This window comes from Nocardiopsis dassonvillei subsp. dassonvillei DSM 43111 (assembly GCF_000092985.1).
Taxonomy (GTDB): domain Bacteria; phylum Actinomycetota; class Actinomycetes; order Streptosporangiales; family Streptosporangiaceae; genus Nocardiopsis; species Nocardiopsis dassonvillei.
In genome coordinates, this window is record NC_014210.1 from 538,853 (window position 1) to 559,860 (window position 21,008).

The 21,008-nt window shown below is 72.1% G+C and carries 19 protein-coding genes; 9 read left to right on the forward strand and 10 right to left on the reverse strand.

The genetic code is table 11. The features are described 5' to 3' along the window. Nucleotides 1-14: 14 nt before the first annotated feature. The 3 genes from NDAS_RS02265 to NDAS_RS02275 all read left to right on the forward strand — a co-directional run bounded on the left by NDAS_RS02265 (nt 15) and on the right by NDAS_RS02275 (nt 2,717). A complete protein-coding gene (locus NDAS_RS02265) occupies nt 15-941 on the forward strand; it encodes a fructosamine kinase family protein (RefSeq protein WP_013151500.1) in 927 nt (308 codons plus the stop codon). A gap of 308 nt (nt 942-1,249) precedes the next feature. Further along, nucleotides 1,250-1,942, forward strand: coding sequence for a haloacid dehalogenase type II (locus tag NDAS_RS02270; protein ID WP_013151501.1), 693 nt, complete (start codon nt 1,250-1,252; stop codon nt 1,940-1,942). Between the two features lie 397 nt (nt 1,943-2,339). Then, on the forward strand, nt 2,340-2,717 hold the full coding sequence (locus NDAS_RS02275; protein ID WP_013151502.1) for a VOC family protein: 378 nt from the start codon (nt 2,340-2,342) through the stop codon (nt 2,715-2,717). 211 nt (nt 2,718-2,928) lie between these two features. On the opposite strand, the gene NDAS_RS02280 is transcribed toward NDAS_RS02275, so the two are convergent. Next, on the reverse strand, nt 2,929-3,861 hold the full coding sequence (locus NDAS_RS02280; RefSeq protein WP_013151503.1) for a zinc-binding dehydrogenase: 933 nt from the start codon (nt 3,859-3,861) through the stop codon (nt 2,929-2,931). Between the two features lie 148 nt (nt 3,862-4,009). Here NDAS_RS02280 and NDAS_RS02285 point away from each other — a divergent pair, with 148 nt between their 5' ends. The 4 genes from NDAS_RS02285 to NDAS_RS02300 all read left to right on the forward strand — a co-directional run bounded on the left by NDAS_RS02285 (nt 4,010) and on the right by NDAS_RS02300 (nt 8,420). Then, complete coding sequence (locus NDAS_RS02285; RefSeq protein WP_013151504.1) at nt 4,010-4,651, forward strand: TetR family transcriptional regulator; 642 nt, start codon at nt 4,010-4,012, stop codon at nt 4,649-4,651. Nucleotides 4,652-4,730: 79 nt separating this feature from the next. Beyond that, on the forward strand, nt 4,731-5,822 hold the full coding sequence (locus NDAS_RS02290; RefSeq protein ID WP_013151505.1) for a Gfo/Idh/MocA family oxidoreductase: 1,092 nt from the start codon (nt 4,731-4,733) through the stop codon (nt 5,820-5,822). 115 nt (nt 5,823-5,937) lie between these two features. Beyond that, nucleotides 5,938-7,305: a four-carbon acid sugar kinase family protein gene (locus NDAS_RS02295; RefSeq protein WP_013151506.1), complete on the forward strand. Its 1,368-nt coding sequence runs from the start codon at nt 5,938-5,940 to the stop codon at nt 7,303-7,305. Between the two features lie 389 nt (nt 7,306-7,694). Beyond that, nucleotides 7,695-8,420, forward strand: a complete 726-nt coding sequence (locus NDAS_RS02300; protein ID WP_013151507.1) for an Atu4866 domain-containing protein — start codon at nt 7,695-7,697, stop codon at nt 8,418-8,420. Nucleotides 8,421-8,608: 188 nt separating this feature from the next. Here the strand turns inward: NDAS_RS02300 and NDAS_RS02305 are convergent, their stop codons facing one another. Together NDAS_RS02305 and NDAS_RS02310 are read right to left on the reverse strand one after the other, a co-directional pair. Next, entirely contained in the window at nt 8,609-9,838 is a 1,230-nt protein-coding gene (locus NDAS_RS02305; protein WP_013151508.1) for a serine hydrolase domain-containing protein, read from the reverse strand. 44 nt (nt 9,839-9,882) lie between these two features. Beyond that, the gene (locus NDAS_RS02310) at nt 9,883-10,548 is read right to left on the reverse strand and encodes a DUF4097 family beta strand repeat-containing protein (protein ID WP_013151509.1); all 666 of its coding nucleotides are present in this window, start codon (nt 10,546-10,548) and stop codon (nt 9,883-9,885) included. Between the two features lie 243 nt (nt 10,549-10,791). On the opposite strand from NDAS_RS02310, the gene NDAS_RS02315 reads away from it, so the two are divergent. Beyond that, nucleotides 10,792-11,547, forward strand: a complete 756-nt coding sequence (locus tag NDAS_RS02315) for a GbsR/MarR family transcriptional regulator (protein ID WP_013151510.1) — start codon at nt 10,792-10,794, stop codon at nt 11,545-11,547. A 204-nt stretch (nt 11,548-11,751) separates the two neighbouring features. Here the strand turns inward: NDAS_RS02315 and NDAS_RS02320 are convergent, their stop codons facing one another. The 5 genes from NDAS_RS02320 to NDAS_RS02340 all read right to left on the reverse strand — a co-directional run bounded on the left by NDAS_RS02320 (nt 11,752) and on the right by NDAS_RS02340 (nt 16,857). Then, nucleotides 11,752-12,651 carry an alpha/beta fold hydrolase gene (locus NDAS_RS02320; RefSeq protein WP_013151511.1) on the reverse strand — a complete coding sequence of 300 codons (900 nt, stop codon included), beginning with the start codon at nt 12,649-12,651 and terminating at the stop codon, nt 11,752-11,754. A gap of 91 nt (nt 12,652-12,742) precedes the next feature. After that, complete coding sequence (locus NDAS_RS02325; protein WP_013151512.1) at nt 12,743-13,240, reverse strand: DUF4873 domain-containing protein; 498 nt, start codon at nt 13,238-13,240, stop codon at nt 12,743-12,745. Beyond that, complete coding sequence (locus NDAS_RS02330; RefSeq protein ID WP_013151513.1) at nt 13,224-14,786, reverse strand: flavin-containing monooxygenase; 1,563 nt, start codon at nt 14,784-14,786, stop codon at nt 13,224-13,226. Before NDAS_RS02330 ends, NDAS_RS02325 begins: the two co-directional genes overlap by 17 nt. A 290-nt stretch (nt 14,787-15,076) precedes the next feature. Then, on the reverse strand, nt 15,077-15,988 hold the full coding sequence (locus NDAS_RS02335; RefSeq protein WP_013151514.1) for an AurF N-oxygenase family protein: 912 nt from the start codon (nt 15,986-15,988) through the stop codon (nt 15,077-15,079). Nucleotides 15,989-16,002: 14 nt separating this feature from the next. Next, nucleotides 16,003-16,857 (reverse strand): SDR family NAD(P)-dependent oxidoreductase, encoded by an 855-nt coding sequence (locus tag NDAS_RS02340; RefSeq protein WP_013151515.1) that lies wholly within the window; start codon nt 16,855-16,857, stop codon nt 16,003-16,005. Nucleotides 16,858-16,973: 116 nt separating this feature from the next. Between NDAS_RS02340 and NDAS_RS02345 the strand changes: the two genes are divergently transcribed. After that, the gene (locus tag NDAS_RS02345; RefSeq protein ID WP_013151516.1) at nt 16,974-17,768 is read left to right on the forward strand and encodes a MerR family transcriptional regulator; all 795 of its coding nucleotides are present in this window, start codon (nt 16,974-16,976) and stop codon (nt 17,766-17,768) included. Nucleotides 17,769-18,000: 232 nt separating this feature from the next. On the opposite strand, the gene NDAS_RS02350 is transcribed toward NDAS_RS02345, so the two are convergent. Together NDAS_RS02350 and NDAS_RS02355 are read right to left on the reverse strand one after the other, a co-directional pair. Next, nucleotides 18,001-18,729 carry a hypothetical protein gene (locus tag NDAS_RS02350; RefSeq protein WP_126625039.1) on the reverse strand — a complete coding sequence of 243 codons (729 nt, stop codon included), beginning with the start codon at nt 18,727-18,729 and terminating at the stop codon, nt 18,001-18,003. Between the two features lie 266 nt (nt 18,730-18,995). Beyond that, nucleotides 18,996-20,969 (reverse strand): GMC oxidoreductase, encoded by a 1,974-nt coding sequence (locus NDAS_RS02355; RefSeq protein WP_013151518.1) that lies wholly within the window; start codon nt 20,967-20,969, stop codon nt 18,996-18,998. Nucleotides 20,970-21,008 lie beyond the last annotated feature (39 nt).

Sequence of the window (21,008 nt, forward strand, 5' to 3'; positions counted from 1 at the left end):
GGGGGGAGCGGATCGTGCGGGACTTCGGAGGCGACGGCGGCGACGGGCACGGGGAGGGCCGCCGCAGGGACCCGGTCAACGGAACCATGGCCGAACGCCTCACCGTCCTGCTCGACCGCGACGTCAGGCGCGCCGCCCGCGCGGGCAGCAGCCACGACTGGGACATCTACTACGCCGAACTCACCGACGGCACCCGCCTGTTCGTCAAGTCCCTCGTGCGCGGAGCCCCGCCCAACGGGGTGCTCACCGCTGAGGCGCGCGGCCTGGACTGGCTGGGCCGGACCTTCGGCTCACCCGCCGTCGACGTCGTGGCCTGGGACGACCGCATCCTTGTCCTGCCGTGGATCGAGGAGCGCGAACCCACCGCCCAGGCCGCCGAACGCCTCGGCCGCCAACTCGCCGGGATGCACCTGACCGGCGCCGACCACTTCGGCGCCGACTGGCCCGGCTACATCGGCCCCCTCACCATGGACAACACCCCCTCCCGGGACTGGCCGCGCTTCTACGCCGAGCAGCGCCTGCGCCCCTACCTGCGCCAGGCCCTGGACCAGGGCTCCCTCACCCCGTCCGACGGCCGCGTGGTCGAGAAGGTGGTCGACGCCGTCGCCGACCTGGCCGGAGAACCCGAGGAGCCCGCGCGCGTCCACGGCGACCTGTGGAGCGGCAACGTCCTCTGGCGGGCTCAGGACGCGGTGGTCATCGACCCGGCCGCGCACGGCGGGCACCGTGAGGCGGACCTGGCCATGCTGGCCCTGTTCGGCCTGCCCCACCTGGAACGGGTCCGCGACGCCTACAACGAGGTGGCGCCGCTGGCCTCCGGGTGGCGGTCGCGGGTCGCCCTGCACCAGCTGCACCCGCTGCTGGTCCATGTGTGCCTGTTCGGCGCCGCCTACCGCACCACGACCCTGGAGGCCGCGCGCACCGCCCTGCGCGGCGGCTGACCGTGCTGGTCGTTCCGCGCGGCGGCTGACCGTGTCGGCCGGTCTGGACGGTGTTCGGCCGTGCCGAGCGTCCCGTGTGTCGGCCGCTCCGCGTGCTGTTCCTCCTGAGGGGTGGCTGGGGCCGTGCCGACAGTCCGGTGCCGTCGGGACCGGGGGAACCGCTGGAGCCGCTGACCCCCTCCGGCGGGAACGGCTGGGGGGTCCCGCACTATGCTCGCCAACGTGCCAGGCGGATCGCTGAACCCTCCTGTAACTGAGCCCCCACACATTCCGGGTGGCGCAGCGGAGGAACCTAGGGAGCGCTTCTCGTGACTTCACCCTCCGACATAGACGTGATCGTCTTCGACGTTCTGGGGACCATGGTCGATGAGCCCGCCGGTATCGGGCGCGGCATCCGGACACTGCTCCCGGACATCGACGACGTGAGGGCGCGCGAGTTGGTCCAGGTGTGGAACAGGCATGTCGACGAGCAGCAGCAGGAGATCCTCGCGGGCCGCCGCCCCTACGCCAACAGCACGGTGATCGACCTCGAAGCGGCCACACGCGTCGCGGCCGAGGCCGGTGTCGACGACGCGGACGCGATCCGCTCGCTGGCGGCCTCCGCGCAGCGGTTGGCGCCGTGGCCGGACTCCGCCTCCGCGCTGGACCGGATCGCCTCGTACTTCCCGGTGGTCGGACTGTCGAACGCCAGCCACCCGGCGCTCACCCGTATCAGTGCACATGCCGGGCTCCGCTGGCACCAGGTGCTCTCCGCCGAGGACGCGCGCGGCTACAAACCCCATCCCGACGTGTACCGGCTCGCGATCGCGAACGCGGACTGCCCGCCGGACCGCCTGCTCATGGTCGCCGCCCATGCCTGGGACCTTCGGGGCGCGCAGGCCCTGGGTATGCGGACCGCCTACGTCGAACGCCCCGTCGGGGATCCTCCGCGCGCGACGGACCGCTTCGACCTGGCCGTGAAGAGCCTCGACGAACTGGCCATAAGCCTCAACGCGATCTGACGGCCCGAGAGCTCCGCCCCTTGAACCAAGGGTGTGGATTCCGGAGCCTGAGTTCTTGAATCGAGGGTCGAGGACCTGGGAACCGAAGCCTGGAGCCTCGAAACCTGGGACCGAGTGTCCGGTCTCCCAAGCCCGGTGACCCAAACCCGGATTCGAGGCTGTGGAAGCCGAAGCCCGGAACCTCGGACGGAGAGCCCGGGGAGCGGAGCCGGTGACCCGTGTCCGGCGGCCTGGACCGGCCCTATTCGGCCGGGTAGACCCGGCCGGGCGGTTCCCGGAAATTCCCTCGCTCCCGCTCGCCTCACCCGGTACGGTCTGGGAGTGCCGCCGCCGCGGAGTCCACGAGACCCGCGCGTGGCCACCCCGTCGGTTCCCACGAGGAGAGCAGGCTTCGTCCATGGCATGTCGTATCAGTGAACTCGTGCTCTCCTGCCGCGACCCCGAGGTGCTGGCGCGGTTCTGGTGCGAGGTCCTGGACTTCGTCGTGCTGGACCGCGAGGAGGGCTGCATCGAGATCGGGCCGCGTGAGGGGTTCGGCGGCCTGCAGCCGACGATCATCCTCAGCCGCACCGAGGAGCCGGAGAGGGCGAAACCCCGGCTGCACATCGACGTCAACGCCACCGACCGCGACCAGGACGCCGAGCTCGAACGCCTTCTCGCCGCCGGTGCCGTGTTCGCCGACATCGGTCAGAGCGGGGAGGAGCCCTGGCACGTCCTCGCCGACCCCGAGGGCAACGAGTTCTGCCTGCTCAGGGCCCGCCTCGACCGGCTCTGACGGCCTCCGTCCACACCGGCGGCCAGCCCGCCTGCGTGGTCGCGGCCGGTAACGGCACCAGCCGCTCCCACCGTTCACCACCCGCCGCGCACCGGCCGGGCCGGACCCGCCGGAGGCTCGCCTTCCTGACGCCTACCGCCGAGGTCAGCGGGGGGAGTCCCCCGGCGGCCGCCGCGTGCGCCGGACACGGGCGGCGGTGGGCGGTAGGCCCTCACCCGGCGGTGAGCTCCAGAACGGCCTTGCCCCGCAGGCGGCGTTCGAGGAGGGCGGCCACGGCCTCGTCGGCCCGGTCCCACGAACCTCGCCAGGAGATCCCCGGATCGAGGTCTCCCGAGGCGACCCGACCGGCCAGCCAACCCAGGTCCCCGGCCGGAGCCACGCCGTTCTGGAGGTGGAACGCGGTGATGGAGCGGCTGTGCCGCCCGTCGTCCACGAGGAACGCGTCGAGCGGGAAGTGCTCGGGCTGCCCGGTCACGTGTCCGACGGCCACCAGGGTTCCCCCGGCGTTCAGCCTGTCGAAGGCCGTGACCAGCTGGGGGCCTCCGACACAGTCCACGACCCCGTCGAACAGGTAGTCGGGTTCCCCGGGTTGCGACACCACCTCGTGGGCGCCCAGGCCGCGCAGTTCGGCGCCGTGGGTCCGGGGTCCACCGGTGCAGGCGGTCACATGCGCGCCGCCCATGCGGGCGAGTTGGACCGCGTACCGTCCCACGCCACCGGTGGCCCCGGTGACCAGGATCCTTCTGCCGAGGAGGAACCCCACTTCGCGCAGGGCGCGCAGAGCACTGGTGGCCGCCACCGGGACGGTGCTGAGGGCTCCGTGGTCCGCGCCCTCCGGGGCGGCCCCCAGGGAGGCCGTGTCGACGGCGCGCAGTTCGGCCCAGCCCCCCGCCGCACCCAGGGTGACCACCGCGGTTCCAACGGCGGGGCCGGACCCGTCGGCGGCGGGGCGTTCCACGAATCCCGCGGCGTCCCACCCCGGCACGGTCCCGTCGGGCAAATGGGAGACGGTGGACACCTCGCCGAAGTTGAGGGACGTGGCGGTGACGCGGACCAGCGCCTGGTGCGGGGCCGCAACCGGTTCGGGGGCCTCTCCGAGTCGCAGGTGGTGGGGTGCGGTGCGGTCGACGACCAGGGCGCGCATGTCCGGGCTCCTTCGCGGGACGGGGTGGACGGGATCAAAATATGGCACTCAGGGGCATTATGCGTCAAGAGGCTAAAGCGTCCAAGGAGCCAAAGCTGCCAAGGGGCTATGGGCGTCGAGTGGCGGTCTGCTTCGGTACACTGCGGCCATGGCCAGCACCCGTCCCCGCCCCGCCGCCTCCGAGGAGTCCCTGCGCGAACGCAAGAAGCGCCGCACCCGCCGGGCCCTGGTCGACACCGCGCTGGAGCGTTTCACCCGGGCGGGGTACGACCAGGTCACGCTGGACGAGGTCTGCGCGGAGGCGGAGGTCTCCAAGCGCACCTTCTTCCGCTACTTCGCGAGCAAGGAGGAGCTGGCCATGGCTCCGTTGCAGGACCTGTGGGGGGCGTTTCTCCGGGTGCTGGAGGAGAAGGGGCCCGACGGCCGGCCCCTGGTGGAGCTGGCACGCGACGCGATCCTCGAAGCCGTGGAACACGTGGCCGACCGGGAGTGGACGCACGCCGCCCGGCTCAGCCTCAGCCTGGCCGGGAGCACCCCGGCGATCAGCGCCCACAACCTCCAGTTCTGCGAACGCACCACGGTCCGGGCCCTGGCCGTGCTGGGGGTCGGCGACCAGGGCGACCCGCGTTCGCGGCTCGCCCTGGACATGGTCGCCTCCGCGGCCCGGTACGCGCTGGCCGACTGGGCCGCCGCGCCGGGCACCCCCACGGTCCCCGACCTGCTCGCCCGGTACCGTCGGGCCTTCGACGCCCTGCCCGGCGGCCTCACCGTGTCCGCCCCCGAGCGCTGACGGCGTCCGCAGGCCGCGAGGGAACGGCACGTGCCGCCCGCCACCAGCGGGTCGGGGCGGCACGCCCTAGATTGGTGGCATGGCTGACGCACCCGAGGCACAGAGCACACCCGAACACGACGGCCCCGAACTGCACGTCGCCCTCATCGGTTACGGCAAGGGCGGTGAGGTCTTCCACGCGCCGCTGATCGACGCGGTTCCGGGACTGCGCCTGTCCGCGGTGGTCACGGGCAACCCCGACCGCCGCAGGGCCGCCGAGGCGCGCTACCCCGGCGTCACCGTGTACCCGAACGTCGCCGAACTGTGGGCCGACGCCGAGCGTTACGAGATCGCGGTCGTCACCACGCCCAACGACACCCACGCCCCGCTCGCCCAGGCCGCCCTGGAGGCGGGCCTGGCGGTGGTGGTGGACAAGCCCTTCGCCCTCACCGCCCTCCAGGCCCGGGAGCTCACCGACCTCGCGGACAAGCTGGGCCGGGTGCTCACCGTGTACCAGAACCGCCGCTGGGACGCCGACTTCCTCACCCTGTGGGGTCTCATCGAGGAGGGGAGGCTGGGCCGCGTACACCGCTTCGAGTCGCGGTTCGAGCGCTGGCGTCCCCAGGCCAAGGGCACCTGGCGCGAGAGCGGCGGGGTCGAGGCCGGGGCCGGGCTGCTCTACGACCTGGGCCCGCACCTGATCGACCAGGCGGTCAACCTGTTCGGCCCGGTCTCCTCCGTCTACGCCGAGATCGACGCCCGGCGCGAGGGCGTCAACGCCGACGACGACGTCTTCCTGGCCCTCGACCACGCCCGGGGCACGCGTTCCCACCTGTGGATGAGCGCGCTCACCGCCCAGGGCGGGCCGCGTTTTCGGGTGCTGGGGGACGAGGGGGCGTTCACCAGCCACGGCATGGACGGCCAGGAGGCCCGGCTGACGGCGGGGGAGCGGGCCGACGCCGACGACTGGGGCGTGGTTCCCGAGGCGGACTGGGGCGTGCTCGGGGTGGACGGCCACACCCGGCCGGTGCCCAGCGCGCGCGGCGCCTACCCGGAGTTCTACGCCGGGGTGCGCGACGCGGTCGGCGAGGGCGAGCCCCTGCCGGTGGACCCGCACGAGGTGATCCACGGACTGGAGGTCATCGAGGCCGCCCGGCGCAGCGCCCGCACGCGGTCGGTGGTCGACGTCTGATTCCCGGCTCCCGCGGGAGGCCCGGGCGCTCCCCGGACCGCCCGCATGGGCCTATGTTGGAAGGACCCGCCCCAGCTCGCCCCGGGGTTTCGCCGAACGCCGAAGGAGACGCACCGTGGCCCAGGTCCTCGTGGTCGCCGACGAACTCACCGGTGCCAACGCCACCGGTGCCCGGTTCGCCCGTACCGGGATGCGTGTGGCCACGGTGACTCCCGAGCACGTGAGCCGAGTCGTGGGGGACTACGACGTGGTCGTGGCCAACCTGGACAGCCGCCATGTTCCCCCCGAGCACGCCGCAGACCTGGTCACGGACGTGGTCGAAGCGGTGTGGCCGGTGGGGCTGGTGGTCAAGCGGACCGATTCCACGCTGCGCGGCAACATCGGTGCCGAACTGGAGGCCACCTACGACGCCGTGCGCGAGCGCGTACCCGCCGGAACACGGGTGCGGGTGCTGTTCGTTCCGGCCTTCCCGAGTTCGGGGCGCATCACCGAGGACGGGTTGCAGTTCCTCAACGGGGTGCCGCTGGAGCGCACCGAGCTGGCCGACGATCCGCTGTGCCCGATGACCACCAGTTCCGTCGCCGACATCCTCGCCGTCCAGACCGACCTTCCGGTGCGCCACGTGCCCGTGCGGCAGGTGACGCAGACGATGCTCACCGCCGAACTGCTCGCCGGTGACGAGCCCGTGGTCGTGTGCGACGCGAGCACCGAGCAGCACCTGACCGACATCGCCGAGGCCGCGGCCGCCGCGCACCACGACACGGGGATCGTGTGGCTGGCTGCCGACCCCGGGCCCACGGGGGCGCTGTTGGCCTACGCGCTGCGGTTGAGGGGCCAGGCGGGTTCGCGCGGGCCGCTGCTGGGGGTGGTGGGCAGCACCACCGAGCTGACCCGGCGGCAGTTGGCCACCGTCGCGCGCACGGGCGCGGTGCGGTTCGTGGACCTGGACGCGGTGGAGTTCAGCGTGGGGGACCGCGCGGACGAGGTCGCCGAGCAGACCGCGCGGGAACTGTCCGAGCAGCTGACCTCCTCGGGCTTTCCGGAACTGTGCGTGCTGCGGGTGGTGACGCCCTCCGACCGGGTGCGCGAGCTGCCAGTCCAGGTCCGCGCGGAACTGCCCGGCCGGATCGCGCGGCTGGTGGCGGACGTGGTCAACGAGGTCGCCGACACCACGGGGGCGCACGCGCTGCCCAGCGGGCTGTACCTGACCGGCGGGGACCTGGTGGCGAGCCTGTTGGACGAGCTGGACGTGCACGCGTTCGATGTCGGGGGCGAGATCGTTCCGCTGACGGTGCACGGCCACCTGAGCGGGGGACCGCTGGACGGAACACCGGTGGTGGCCAAGGGGGGTCTGGTCGGGGACGACATCACCCTGGTGGAGTGCCTGACGAAGCTCCGGCGGGCGGTGCAGACCCGGTTGCACCAGGTGCACTCGGAGGTGTCGGAGCACGTGGTGCCGACGCCGCTGCGCGACACGGTCTGACTCGACTCGGCCGGGGGGGACCCTACCCATCGGGCTGGTCGAGGCCGCCGAGGCCGAGGTGGTGTTGCCGGTACTCTGCGGCCATGGTCTTTCCAGGGCCGGGCCCATCATCCGTTTTTCCTGTTTCTCAAGAAGTTGGGAGAACGGCTGCTTGCCGCTGGTAAGTTCGCAGGTCGTCGGCGCTCCCCGCGCACGCGGGGATGGTCCCTCGACACCGGCGTTGGGATACACGTCCGCCAGGTGCTCCCCGCGCACGCGGGGGTGGTCTGTTGACGCCATCCAGCCAGGGTGCGCGGCACCCAGGTGAAGCGCGGCCTGGTCACCCCTCCTTCCGTCACCGAGGGTGGAGAGCGTTCCCGAGACGCACCCACACCCTTCGGAAGTAGGCCATGAGCACCACGTTCTTCGACGAGGACCTGCTGAGGACCGTCGCCGCCGAGCCGCACCGCCCGCTGATGTTCGTCAACGCCGCCGTGTACACGTTCGACCCGCTGATCGGCGACCTGACCGGTGCCGACCTTCTCCTGGACGGGAAGGAGATAGCCGGGGTCGGTACCGGCCTGCACACGGCCGCCGAGGACGACGGCGCGGTCGTCGTGGACTGCTCGGGGCTGACCGTCGTCCCGGGCGTGGTCGAGAACGACACCGTCGCCGGACTGCGCAGGAGCCCCTCCGACAGGGTCGGCACGCTGGCACCCGGGAACCCGGCGACCTTCGTCGTGCTCTCCGGGCACCGTCCCGGGACCACCGCGCTGGAGCAGGTGGTCTGGAGCCCTGAGCGAGCCGCCGCGGTCGTCATCGACGGCGAGTTCGCCCTGTTCAACGGCCGACGTCTGGTCGAGCCCCGGACCGAGCGGTTCCCGGGGCCGATGCGGACACCGGCGGACAGCCCGTACCTGGGGATGTGGATCGACGAGACGGGCTTCATCCACCAGGAACTGACCGCCGACGGCCGCTACGACGAGACGCGCGGCGGACGCCCCCACGCCTACCAGGGGTCGTTCTGGATCGAGGGGGACCGCATCGTCTACCGCGACGACCTGGGATTCTGGGCCTACGGCCGCTTCGCCGACGATGTGCTCCACCACGCGGGCTACGTCTTCCACCGCGGGTGAGCGCACCCGCCGGACACGGGCCGCACCTCGCAGGTCAGCGGGGGAGGCCGCACACCGCCCACCGGCGGGGTCCTCGCCACGACGGCCCCGAGGCCCGGCCCCCGCGCGCAGACGTCGGGGGCCGGGCCTTCAGGGGCGGTTGTGCCTTGTGTGACGGGGATGGACATCCCGGGACAACAGACCCGGTGTCAGTTGTCGATCGCCTGGTAGAGCGTGGTCCAGAAGTCGTGGATCAGCCGCGCCGAGTCCGGGACGGACATCCCGACCTGGGTGAGCACGATGCCGGTGAGCCGGTTCTCCGGGTCGGCGTAGGTCGAGGTGCCGCTTCCGCCGTCCCAGCCGAACTGGCCGACGGGCGCGTAGTCACCCCGGTAGGTGCGCACCGCCATTCCGAAGCCCCAGCCGCCGTGCTGCCCCTGGCCGAACGACACGTGGACGTTCTCGGTGGCCATGGCGTTCCGGGCGGCCTGCTGCGCGGGCGTGAGGCGGTTGGTGGTCATCAGCTGGACGGCGGGCCGGGACAGGATCCGCTCGCTCCCGTGCATCCCCTGGTTCAGCAGCATCCGGAAGTAGGCGTGGTAGTCGTCGACGGTGGAGACCAGCCCGCCGCCACCGCCCTGGAACGCCGGAGGCTGGCTGTGCCGTCCCCCTTCGGCCGGGTCCCACACGTGGAACTCCCCGGTCTGCGGGTCGGGGGCGTAGAGCGGCGGCAGCCGGTCCGTCTTGTCGGCGGGCACGTGGAAACCGGTGTCCCCCATACCCAGGGGCTCGAAGACGCGCTCGCGCAGGAACGCATCGAACGACTTCCCCGTGACCCTGGAGACGAGCACGCCCAGCAGGTCGTTGCCGACGTGGTACTGCCACTGCTCGCCGGGCTGGTGCATCAGCGGAAGCGTGCCCAGGCGGCGCATCCACTCGTCCGGCTCGGGCATCGGCTCCGGCAGGTCGGGCGTGAGCCCCTGCGCGAAGAGCGCGTTCATGATCGGGGTGCCCAGCGCGCTCCGGTCGATGCCGAGCCCGAACGTGGAGGTCAGCACGTCCCGTACGGTGATCGGCCGCCGCGCCGGAACGGTGTCGTCCAGCGGGCCGTCGATCCGCCTCAGCACCTGCCGGTCGGCCAGTTCGGGCAGCCACTGCTCCACCAGGTCGTCCAGCCGCAGCCCGCACTCGTCGAGCAGGACCATCGCCGCCGCCATCGTGACCGGCTTGGACGTCGAGGCCATCCGGAAGATCGTGTCCCTGCGCATCGGGGCGCCGCCGTCATGGCGCATCGTCCCGATCGCCTCGACGTGCGTCTCACCGCCCCGGCTGACCAGGGCGACCAGCCCGGGGATCCGCCCGCTCTCGACGTGCCGTGTCAGTACGTCGCGCATCCGCCGCAGTCCCGCCTTGGAGAAGCGGCCGTTGTCGTTTTCCATCGTGGATCTCCGTGAGTCGTCAGGTGGTCGGGGGATACGGCTGCTCAGAGGCTGCGGGCGGTGATGTCGCCGTGGGAGGTGGTGGCGCGGATGTCCAGGGTGGTCTCGCCGTCGTTCTTGAGGGCGTTGTGGACGCGGCCGTGGGGGGTGCCCGCGTCCAGGGCGGCGGAGACGCCGGGGGCGGCGCTGACGGTGATGTCGCCGGACTCGGTGCGCACCTCGACCGTGCCCTGGGTGGCGTGGGCGATGACGATGTCGCCCCTGGCGGTGCTGACCTGGGCGGGGCCGCCCAGGCGGCCGAGCGTGACGTCGCCGTCCTGGAGGGTGAGGTGGGCGCTGGCGGCCTCGTCGAGCTTGACGGGGCCCCGGGCGGCCTCGAAGGCGACCCGGCCCAGGCGTCCGACGCCGCGCAGTCCGGCGCTGGCGGCGGTGGCCTGGAGGTGGGAGCCGGTGGGCAGCTGGACGGTGATCTCCACCGATCCGGAGGGGCCGAAGGCCTGGTTCTTGGCGGGCGGGGCCTGGACGCGCAGGACGCCGTCGTCGTAGGTGACGGTGGTCTGCTGGGCGGCCTTGACGTCGCGGTTCTTGTCGGGGTCGGCGGGCTGGACCTGGACGGTGGTGTCGGTGCGGTCGGCGGCGATGAGCTGGACGCGTCCGGCGGGGATGTCCAGGACGGTGGTGATGGCGGTGGGGGTGGGGAAGGTGTGCATCGTACTTCTCCTTCTTCTGGTGCGGCGCCGGTGCGGGCCGCTGTTTCTGATGATGGAAAAGCTACGTTGCGTTCATGGTTATGGCAAAAGATCTCTCGCGAGAAAACACCGTATTAGCAGGTAGATTCAAGGGAATTGTTGCAATGATTCTGAATCTAATGCAACGGGCTTCACTCGTTTCGTTGCAATGGGGGAAAGTGAACGCTAGGGTGGGCGCACCCACGCCCCACGAAGGAGACCGCGATGCCCGGAGGCAGGCTCACCCAGTCCGAACGCCAGCGCATCGAGCTGGGACTGGCCCAGGGACTGGCCTACGCGCGGATCGCCAAGGACCTGGACCGTCCCACCTCGACCGTCACCCGCGAGGTGACGCGCAACGGCGGCCCCACCTCCTACCGCGCCGACCTGGCCCACCGCGCCACCCAGCACCGCACCCGCCGCCGCACCAGGACCGCGACCCGGGCCGGGCAGGCGCCTCCGCAGGCCTACGGACGCGACGCCGAGGCCGTGCGCGAGTACGAGGAGGCCTTCACCGCCGTCTTCATGCAGTCGGGCCTGCCCAAGATGACGTCCCGGGTCCTGGTATCCCTTTACACCACCGACGAGGGCAGCCTCACCGCGGCCGAACTCGTCCAGCGCCTCCAGGTCAGCCCGGCCTCGGTCTCCAAGGCGATCACGTTCCTGGAGGGCCAGGGCCTGGTGCGCCGCGAACGCGACGAACGCCGCCGCGAGCGCTACGTCGTCGACGACGACGTCTGGTACCAGTCGATGCTGGCCAACGCCCGGGCCGAGGCGCACCTCGTCGAAGCCGCGCGTCAGGGAGTCCAGGTCCTGGGTCCCGGCACTCCGGCCGCCGTGCGTTTGGAGAACATCGCCCGCTTCGTCGACTTCGTGCGCGAGAGCATCATCCGCGCCTCGGAGCAGGCACGCGAGGTCCTGCACACCAAACCCGAACCCGTCCCGGACGGCGCCGACGAGCCGTCCCCGGAACCCCGGTAGGCATCCGCTTCGGCGGTCACGGCCACGTGCGGACGCTTCTCCGAAAGGCCGCCCGGGAGCACGCGGTGGGCCCGGCGCGCACGCGGACCGGACCGGGCCGTCCCGGTCCGCGCGGTCCGGCGTGCGTGTCCCCCGCGCCTTTGGGGTCCTCGCACGCCAACGCCCCCGGCCGGGGAGCCGGGGGCGTCAGCGCGGAGCCGGGGGTCAGGCGGCCCGTGTCCGCGGCTCCAGGTGCTCGGCGGCGAGCCTGTCCACCGTCTCGGCGAGGGCCCTCGGGTACTCCAGCGGTCCCATGTGGCCCGCGCCGGGGATCTCCCGCACCTCCCGGCAGTCCTTCAACAGCGACGCGATGTGGTGCGCGTGCCACGGCGGGGTCAGCTTGTCGTCGGTGCCCACCATCACCACCGTGGGCACCGAGATCTGCCGGGCGGTCTCCTCCGCCTCCAACGTGCAGATCACCCGTCCCCACGCGCCTCGGGACACACCACCGCACGCGTGCACCATCCTCATGCACAGCCGCACCATGCGCGGATCGGCTCTCCTGCCCATCACCATGGACTTCAGTACCGCCGTGGTGAGGGCGTTGCGCGGACCCAGCGGTATCGGGGCCCTGAGGAAGACCTGCGCGCCGAACGTGCCCAGCGGGCCGGGCAGCGGGATCGCGGTCGACCGCATCGGCAGCTCCTTGCACCCGGTGTTGGTGAGCAGCACCGCGGCGGCCCTCTCCCGGAACACCGGGTGCGCACCGGCCGACATGATGGTCATACCGCCCATGCTGTGCCCGGCGACCACGGCCTTCTCGCCCTCGGGCACGGTCGCCTCCAGGACCGCGCACAGGTCCTCGGCCAGCTTCCGCGCGCCGTACCCCGCCCTGGTCAGCGGCGCCTGGGTGCGTCCGTGGCCGCGCTGGTCGTAGAGCACCACCCGCAGGGACGGGTCCAGTTCGCGCACCACCGGCCCCCAGGAGGCGAGCGAGGTCGCCCAGCAGTGCGCGAGGACCACGGTCGGCCCGTCCTCCGGGCCGCGCACCTCGACGTGCAGCAGTGTGCCGTCGTCGGAGCGCACCTGGAGTTCTCGGACCTGACCCACGTGTCGGGTTGCCATCGGGGATACCTCTCACTCGGGGGAGACCGCGCCGGGTGCCGGAAGGCGCCGCGCCCCGGGTCGGCGCGGGCCGGGGCGTGCGCGGACGCGTTCAGTCGTCGGACGCGTCGATGTCCACGTGGGGCACGGCGAAGGGCGGTGAACCGGCCCCGTTGACCGGATGGCCGCCCCACAGGTTGGGTTCGTCCAGAACCCCGGTGCCCTCGAACCCGTCGGGGGTGCGCACCACGACCGTACGCGCGCCCGCGCGGAAGGCCGCGGTCACCTCGGGGCTGGGGGACAGCCGCCCCCGCCAACGGTAGTCACCGGTCAGGGGGGAGAAGTGGCCCGCCAGGTGGGCCTGGACCCGCACGGCGACGCCCTTGTCCTCCGTACCCTCCGCATCTGCCGTATCTCGCGTATCCGCCGCGTTCTCGACACCCGACCCATCCTTCACACCGTCAGTATCCGGTGACTCCGGCGACCCCTCAGCATCAACCGCAACCTTCGTACCGGGCGCCCGCTCCGACCGCTGCGCGCCGCCGTTGACGGGCAGCACGACCGTCACCGGGCCCCGGTACTCCTCCTCCTCGTCACCGAACCCGCTCATACCGCTCCCCTTCCGGAGCCGCTTCGGCGCGGACCGCGGGCCGTCGGGCGCCGCGGCCGCGGGAGCGGTCCACCCGCAGGTCGTAGTTGTGGGGGTCGAACCAGCGCGTGCGCAGCGCGAACTCCCAGGTGAAGGTCGGCCACAGCGTGGTGTTGCGGCCCTGCTCGTTGAGGTACCAGCTGTCGCAGCCGCCGGTCACCCAGACCGTGCCCTCCATGGCCTTGGCGACCATCTCGTTGTAGTCGCGCTGGGCCTTCGGGAGCACGTCCATGCGGTCCAGGCCGTTGCGGCACAGGTACTTCAGCGCCTGCATCGTGTACCGGATCTGGGCCTCGATCATGAACAGCTGCGAGGTGTGCCCCAGCCCGGTGTTGGGCCCGGCCAGCACGAAGGCGTTGGGGAACCCGGCCACGGTGGTGCCGCGGAAGGCCTGCATGTCCGTGCCCCAGTGGTCGGAGAGCGAGCGCCCCTCGGCGTTGAAGATCCGCCGCGCCACGGGCGGGTCGCTCACGTGGAAACCGGTGCCGAGGATGATCGTGTCGACCTCGTGCTCGGTCTCGCGGCCCGAGGCGTCGCGGGTGACCACGGCGTGGGGGCGCACCTCCACGATGCCGTCGGTGACCACGTCCACGTTGGGCCGGGCCAGCGCCGGATAGTAGTCGTTGGACATCAGGATGCGCTTGCAGCCCGCCCGGAAGCTCGGCGTGAGCTTGGCCCGCAGCTCGGGGTCCTTCACGCTGCGGCGGATGTTGGCCCGGCCCAGCCCCTCCACGATAGAGAGCAGCCTGGGGTTCTTGGCGAAGCCGAGGACGTAGGTCTCCCTGCCCCAGTAGATGCTCTTGCGGGCGATCTGCTGGGTGAGCGGCACGTTGCGGTACAGCCAGCGCTCCAACCGGGTGATGTCGCGGTCGTGCCGGAACATCACCCACGGGGCCGTGCGCTGGAACAGCGTCAGCCTCCCGGCCTTGGGCTGGATCCTGGGCACGAACTGGATCGCGGACGCCCCGGTGCCGATCACCGCGATCCTGCGGCCGGTGAGGTCGTGGTCGTGGTCCCAGGCCGCCGAGTGGAACATCGTCCCCTCGAAGGTGTCCAGGCCCTTGATGTCGGGATAGGAGGGGTCCGCGAGCGGTCCCGCCGCGCTGATGAGGAACTGGGCGGTGACGGTCCCCCGGCTGGTCTCGATCCGCCACCGGTTGCCCTCGGGCTCCCAGTGCGCGGACCTCATGTCGTGGTCGGGGCGGACGTGCTCCCGCACCCCGTGCTCCCCGGCGACCCGCTCCATGTAGTCGTGGATCTCGGGTTGGGGGGAGAAGCTGCGGCTCCAGTGCGGGTTGGGCGCGAAGGAGAACGAGTACAGGTGGGAGGGGACGTCGCAGGCGGCACCCGGGTAGGAGTTGTCACGCCAGGTGCCGCCGATCCCGTCGGCGCGTTCCAGAACCACGAAGTCCTTCAGACCGGCCTGCTTGAGGCGGACGGCCATCCCGATCCCGGCGAAGCCGGAGCCGATGACGGCCACCCGGAAGTGGGGTGGTGCTTCGGTCACGTCTTGGTCCCTTCGTGCGGACCGGCCCGGACGCGTCGCCGTCCGGATCGGCGGGTGTGTCCCCCGGGGGCGCGGCGCGTTTCGCCCCCGGGAGGTGGGTCCACCGCCGGGGGACGCGGCGCGTTTCGTCCTCCGGCGGTGGGGTCTGGGGCCCGCAGGCCGCGGTGCCTCCGGACCGGAGTCCGCGGCCTGCGGGTTCGGGGGCGGACGGGGAGCGGGCCCGTTCCCCCGAGGGGGCCCGGCCGCGGGGCGTCGACAGGAGAGACGTCCGCGGCCGGGGAGTGGCAGGGTCAACCGAGCAGGCCGGCCTTCTTCCAGAAGTAGCGGCCCAGGCCGGTGATGGCGCCGGCGGTGTCCAGGGTGCTCACCACCTTGCGGGCGGCCCAGGTCTTGGTGCCGATCCAGTGGGGGTTGTCGCGGGCGACCCGGGAGGCCTCGCGGGGGTCGAGTCCGACCTGCGCGTACACCTTGGGGTTGATCAGCCGGGTGGCCGAGTAGTAGGTGACCAGGCCGAGGATGATCCGGCTGTAGGCCCGGTTGAGCGGGCCGCGCGTGGCCCAGTCGCGCTGGAACTCCTCGCGGGCGTAGCGCATGTGCCGCGCCTCCTCCACCACGTGGATGCGCGAGACCGAGCGCACCAGCGGCAGGATCTGCTCGTCGGGCACCGCCTCGCGCTGGAGCTGGTCGAGGACCTCCTCGACGAACAGCGCCCCGGCGAAGATCAGCGGGCCGTGCGCGATGGTCTTGAAGAGGTTGCCGAGGTGGAAGGCGACGGGGTCGAGCTTGTGCGTCTGCCAGCCGAGCTTGCCCACCATCTTGGCGAACATCACCGTGTGGCGGCACTCGTCGGCGATCTCGGTGTAGGCGTACTGGACGTGGTTGGTGCTGGGGTCGTGGTGGTAGGCGTGGCGGACCAGCATCTGCATGAGGATGGTCTCGAACCAGATGCCGATGGTGGCGACGCTGGCGATCTCCAGCCGGGAGAGCTCCTTGCGCTGCTCCTCGGTGAGCCGGTCCCACAGGTAGGTGCCGTACAGCGAGAGGCGCTCGGGGCGGATCGCCCACATGTCCTTGTCCACGGGGGCGTCCCAGTCGATCTCGACGAGCGGGTCGAAGGAGGCCTTGGCCGAGCCGCGCAGCAGGCGCTTGGCGATGTCCTCGCGGTCGGTGATCTTGGGCTTGGCGGTGATCTCAGCGGTCATCTGTGTGTTCCTCCTCAGGACGCGTCCGGCCGGACCAGGGGGTTGGCGTGCCGCGAGTGGAGTCCCCGGGCGATCTCCGCGTCGCCGAAGGCGCCGTCCGACAGGAGCAGGCCCACCTGGAGCGACACGATCTGTTCGGTGGTGCCGGGGAAGTGCCGGAACAGGTGGAGCCCGGCGGTGCCGAGCGCGGTGGAGGCGGTGTCGCGGCGGGCGTACCTGGCCCCGGCCGCGCGGACCACCGCCATGACGGTGTCGCGCGCGCTCTCGGCGGGGACGAGGCCGTCGAGGGCGACCCCGGTGGCCCGGGAGCTGTTGTGGATCGGGGTGTCGACGTAGCCGGGGTGGACGGTGGTGACGCCGATGTGCGAGCCGTACTCGGCGCGCAGGCAGTCGGCGTAGGCGGTCAGCGCCCTCTTGGAGACCGTGTAGGCCCCGGCGAAGGGCAGGGACAGGTTCGCCAGGAGCGAGGCGGTGACGAGGACGCGTCCCCTGCTGCGCAGCAGCGCGGGCATCGCGGCGGCGGTGACCCGCCAGGTGCCCAGCAGGTTGACCTCCAGCGCCTGGTGCACGTGGACGTCCGGGGCCTGGCCGATGTCCACGGCCGGTCCGACGCCCGCGTAGTGGATCAGCAGGTCCAGGCGTCCGTCGAGCCGGTCCAGGGCCTCGGCGACCCCCTCGCGCACCTGTGCGTCGTCGGTGATGTCGCAGCCGACGACTCCGGGGGCGGGCTTGCGGTCGATGCCGACCACGTTCACACCGAGGTGGCGGAGGACGGCCACCGTGGCGCTGCCGAACGCGCCGGAGGCGCCGGTGACGAGGGCGTTCTGGCCGGGCAGTCGTCGCAGGTGACGCGGCAGGGGGGTCCTCATGTGATCTCCTCCACAGTTCCTGCCGGAACGTTACAACGGGCATTGTCACAATGCAATGGGGTGACGCGGGAAATTTACTGACGAGTAAGGTTCGCGGTTGTCCCTAGGCTGGACCCATGGCCGAATACCGCATTGACGAACTCGCCCGGCTCGCCGACACGACGGTGCGCAACGTCCGGGTGTACCAGGACCGTGGCCTGCTCGCGCCTCCCCGCCGGGAGGGCCGCGTGGGCATCTACTCCGAGGCGCACCTGGCGCGTCTGCGGCTGATCGGCCAACTGCTCCGGCGCGGTTACACCTTCGCCAACATCGGCGAGATGTTCCGGGTGTGGGAGCGCGGAGGGGACCTCTCCGACATCCTGGGCTTCGAATCGGCCATAGGGGACGCCTGGAGCGACGAGATCGCCGGCTACCTGACCATGGGCGACCTGCGCGAACTCTTCGGCCACGGCGTCACCCCCCGCACGGTGAAGCGCTCCCTGGACCTGGGCGTGCTCGAACGCGACGGGCTGCGCTTCCGGGTGCCCAGCCCGCGGCTGCTGCACGCCGGGGTGGAGCTGGTGAAGCTGGGCATGACCGTGGACTCGGTGCTCGACATAGCGGAGAACCTGCGCGACAAGGTCGGCCACGTCGCCGAGCACATGGTCCGCCTGGTCGCCGACCACATCATCGCCGAGTACGCGCCCGGCACGGTGGTCCGCAGCGAGGAGACCGCCGAGATGGCCGAGCTGATCCGCCGGGTGCGCCCGCTCGCGCAGCAGGCCGTGGACGCGGTGCTGGCGCAGGCGATGGCGGAGAACCTCACCAACGTCATGGGGGAGCACTTCGCCCTGGCGATGGAGTACCTGGACAAGGAGGGCGCGGACAAGGAGGGCGTCGGAGGGGGCGCGGCGGCGCCGCCGAAGGGCTGACGGGGGTGCGCCTGGAGGCCTTCGGCGCGCTCGTCGGCCACCGCGTCCTCCGGCTGCGGCTCCTGGTCCACTGCCGCATCCCCCGAAGACGTCTCCGGGTCCACTCTCGCGTCCCCCGAAGGCGACCCCGGGTCCACCACCGTGAGCGGGAGCGGGGTGGTGAACCGCAGTTCGGCGAAGGCGTCGGCCGGGACCGCGGGCGGGGATCCGCCTCCCCCGCCCGCCCGCGGGTTCAGGCGGGGGTGATCCCCTCGACGATCCGCAGGACCTCCCCGGGGTCGCCCTCGGCGGTCAGGTCCTCGCTCGCCTCCACTTCCTCCCAGTAGGCGTCGTCCACGTAGGAGAGCCAGACGATCACGCCGGGCTCGGGGCAGAAGACCGCGGTCGAGCCGTTGTAGTGGCCGTCGCCGTCGGGGAGTTCGCGGGCGGGCGAGTCGGGGAACTCCTCTTCGAGTGTGGAGCCGAGGAGTTCGTAGTAGGCGTCGGCGTCGGCGAGGTCGTCGCGCCGCATGACGGAGACGTACAGGGCGGAGACGGCGACGGCCTCGCGTTCGGGCATCACCTGGTCGTTGTCGTCGACCAGGTAGTCCACCTGGACGGTGTCGGCCAGCCACGAGCGCTCGACCTCGTGCAGGTCGGGGACGACGTGGCCCTGCGCGGCGGCCAGGGCGGTGTGGTCCAGGTCGTAGGGGGTGCCCCCGACGTCGTCGGGCAGGTAACCGACCTCGTAGCCGTTGAGGTCGCCCTCGGCGGGGAAGTACCCCTGGGCCTCCAGGAAGGGCGCGGCCTCCTCCAGGGACAGGTCCTCGGAGGGCGCCTGCCCGTCGGCTCCCAGGGGAGGGAGGGCGTCCTGCTCGGTCGCCTCGGCCTGGACGGTCCCGGGTTCGGGTGCACAGGCGGTGACCGCGAAGCCGAGGAAGGCGAGGGCGCCGAGCGCGAGCATGTGCGGTTTGTTCGTCACGACCCCATCTTCGGCGCGTGCGGTCGCGGGCGCATGAGTACGGCGGCCGGTCCGCGCTGAGGTAGTGGCCTCTTGCGCGGAGCCGCGCGGTTTGCTAAAGCGTGTTCGGTGGACCCCGAGTCCCGAATCTGCGGCTCCCCATCCGGCTAGGCGCACGGCCCGACCGGCCCACCCGACAAGATCCACCGAACACGCCCGGGAGCGGTTCCCCGGTGCCGCCGGGGCGCCCGCCGTCCCTGTGGACGACCGGCCCCGGGGCACCGGCCTCACGTTCGTGCGTCCTCCCCATCGGCCCCGGTCTCCCCAGCGGCCCCGGTCGTCCCGCCGACGGCCGCCGCGTCCGCTGACGGCGCCTCCGAGTCCACCACCGAGAGCGGGAGCGGGGCGGTGAACCGCAGCTCGGCGAAGGCGCCGGCCGGAACCGCCGGGGAGGCCGGGAACACCGGCCCGACCCGCCGGTACCGCTCGCCCTGCTCCGGACGGGTGTCCTCCTCGCCCTTGTTGGGCCACATCGACATCGCGCGCTCGGCCTGCGCGGTGATGGTCAGCGACGGGTTCACCCCCAGGTTCGCGGTGACCGCCGAGCCGTCCACCACGTGGACGCCCGGGTGGCCGTACAGCCGGTGGTAGGGGTCGATGACCCCGGTCTCCGGGCTGTCGCCGATCGGGCAGCCGCCCAGGAAGTGCGCGGTCATCGGGACGTTGAACACGTCGCCCACCGTGCCCCCGGGAAAGCCGTCGATGCGCTCGGCCAGCCGGGTGGCCGCGTCCTGCCCCGCGGGGATCCACGTCGGGTTCGGCTCACCGTGGCCCTGCCGGGAGGTCAGCCTCTTCCTCCCGCCCAGCGGCCCCCGCCGCACCGACGTCGTCAGCGAGTTGTCCAGCGACTGCATCACCAGGCCGATGATGGTCCGCTCCGACCAGCGGCGGGCGGAGAGGCTGCGGGCGAACACCACCGGGTGGCGCGCGGCCAGCCCCAGGAACCGCAGCCAGCGCGGGATCCGCCCGCCGCCGGGCACCTGCATCGCGGTGAGCAGCGCCATCGCGTTGGAGCCCTTGCCGTAGCGGACCGGTTCGATGTGGGTGTTCTCGTCCGGGTGGATCGAGGACGTGATGGCCACGCCCCGGGTCAGGTCCTCCTGCGGTCTCACCCGGCGGGTCATCGCGCCGACGAGAGCCTCGGAGTTGGTGCGGGTGAGCGTGCCCAGCCTCGCCGACAGGCGGGGCAGCGCGCCCGAGTCGCGCATGCGGTGCAGCAGCGTCTGGGTGTTGTAGGTCCCGGCGGCCACGACCACCTGGCGGGCGGTGAACGTGCGGGCGCTCGACCGCCGCCGGGGCGCGTCGGTCCTGACGGTGTCGGCGGCGAAGCCGCCGCCCGGCAGTTCGCGCAGCCGCTCGACGGTGGTCAGCGGGTGCACCTCGGCGCCGTCGCGCTCGGCGAAGTACAGGTAGTTCTCGGTCAGGGCGTTCTTGGCGCCGTGGCGGCATCCGGTCATGCACTCCCCGCACTCCGTGCAGGCACGCCGGTCGGGGCCCGCGCCGCCGAAGTAGGGGTCCCCCACGGACGCGCCGGGCTCGGCCCGGCGGCCGTCGCCGTCCCGTCCGTCGCCGAAGCACACGCCCACCGGGGTGAGACGGAAGGTGTGCCCCACGCCCATGTCCTCGGCGATCGCCTTCATGTGCACGTCGGAGGGGGTGACGGTGGGGTTGGTGCGCACGCCGAGCATGCGGCGGGCCTGGTCGTAGAACGGCGCCAGCTCCGACTTCCAGTCGGTGATGTGCCGCCACTGCGGGTCCTCGAAGAACGGGTCCAGCGGGTGGTACAGCGTGTTGGCGTAGTTGAGGGAACCGCCGCCGACGCCGGCCCCCGCCAGGATCACCACGTCGCGCAGCAGGTGGATGCGCTGGATGCCGTACATACCGAGCCGGGGCGCCCACAGGAAGTTGCGGACGTCCCAGGACGAGGAGGGCAGCGTCTGGGGCGTGAAGCGGCGCCCCGCCTCCAGGACGCCGACGCGGTAGCCCTTCTCGGTGAGGCGCAGGGCGCTCACCGAACCGCCGAAGCCCGAGCCCACGACCAGGACGTCGTAGTCGAAGCGGTCGGCGCGGTCACCGGTCGCGGATCCGGTCTCGGCCCTGGTTCCGGTCGGGGTTTCGGTTGGGGTTTCGGCCGCGGTCCGTGAGGTGGGAGCGGAGGAGCTGGGGGTGGCGGTGGGATCTGTGCTGCGCTCTGGGGGCACGGTGGGACTCTCTCCAGGTCAGACGCGGTTTCCCGTAGT

Excerpts from the sequence above, each read along its gene's own strand:
- NDAS_RS02275 (WP_013151502.1), top strand. The coding sequence starts at position 2,340 with ATGGCATGTCGTATCAGTGAACTCGTGCTCTCCTGCCGCGACCCCGAG.
- NDAS_RS02280 (WP_013151503.1), bottom strand. The coding sequence starts at position 3,861 with ATGCGCGCCCTGGTCGTCGACCGCACCGCACCCCACCACCTGCGACTC.
- NDAS_RS02285 (WP_013151504.1), top strand. The coding sequence starts at position 4,010 with ATGGCCAGCACCCGTCCCCGCCCCGCCGCCTCCGAGGAGTCCCTGCGC.
- NDAS_RS02290 (WP_013151505.1), top strand. The coding sequence starts at position 4,731 with ATGGCTGACGCACCCGAGGCACAGAGCACACCCGAACACGACGGCCCC.
- NDAS_RS02300 (WP_013151507.1), top strand. The coding sequence starts at position 7,695 with ATGAGCACCACGTTCTTCGACGAGGACCTGCTGAGGACCGTCGCCGCC.
- NDAS_RS02305 (WP_013151508.1), bottom strand. The coding sequence starts at position 9,838 with ATGGAAAACGACAACGGCCGCTTCTCCAAGGCGGGACTGCGGCGGATG.
- NDAS_RS02310 (WP_013151509.1), bottom strand. The coding sequence starts at position 10,548 with ATGCACACCTTCCCCACCCCCACCGCCATCACCACCGTCCTGGACATC.
- NDAS_RS02315 (WP_013151510.1), top strand. The coding sequence starts at position 10,792 with ATGCCCGGAGGCAGGCTCACCCAGTCCGAACGCCAGCGCATCGAGCTG.
- NDAS_RS02320 (WP_013151511.1), bottom strand. The coding sequence starts at position 12,651 with ATGGCAACCCGACACGTGGGTCAGGTCCGAGAACTCCAGGTGCGCTCC.
- NDAS_RS02325 (WP_013151512.1), bottom strand. The coding sequence starts at position 13,240 with ATGAGCGGGTTCGGTGACGAGGAGGAGGAGTACCGGGGCCCGGTGACG.
- NDAS_RS02335 (WP_013151514.1), bottom strand. The coding sequence starts at position 15,988 with ATGACCGCTGAGATCACCGCCAAGCCCAAGATCACCGACCGCGAGGAC.
- NDAS_RS02340 (WP_013151515.1), bottom strand. The coding sequence starts at position 16,857 with ATGAGGACCCCCCTGCCGCGTCACCTGCGACGACTGCCCGGCCAGAAC.
- NDAS_RS02345 (WP_013151516.1), top strand. The coding sequence starts at position 16,974 with ATGGCCGAATACCGCATTGACGAACTCGCCCGGCTCGCCGACACGACG.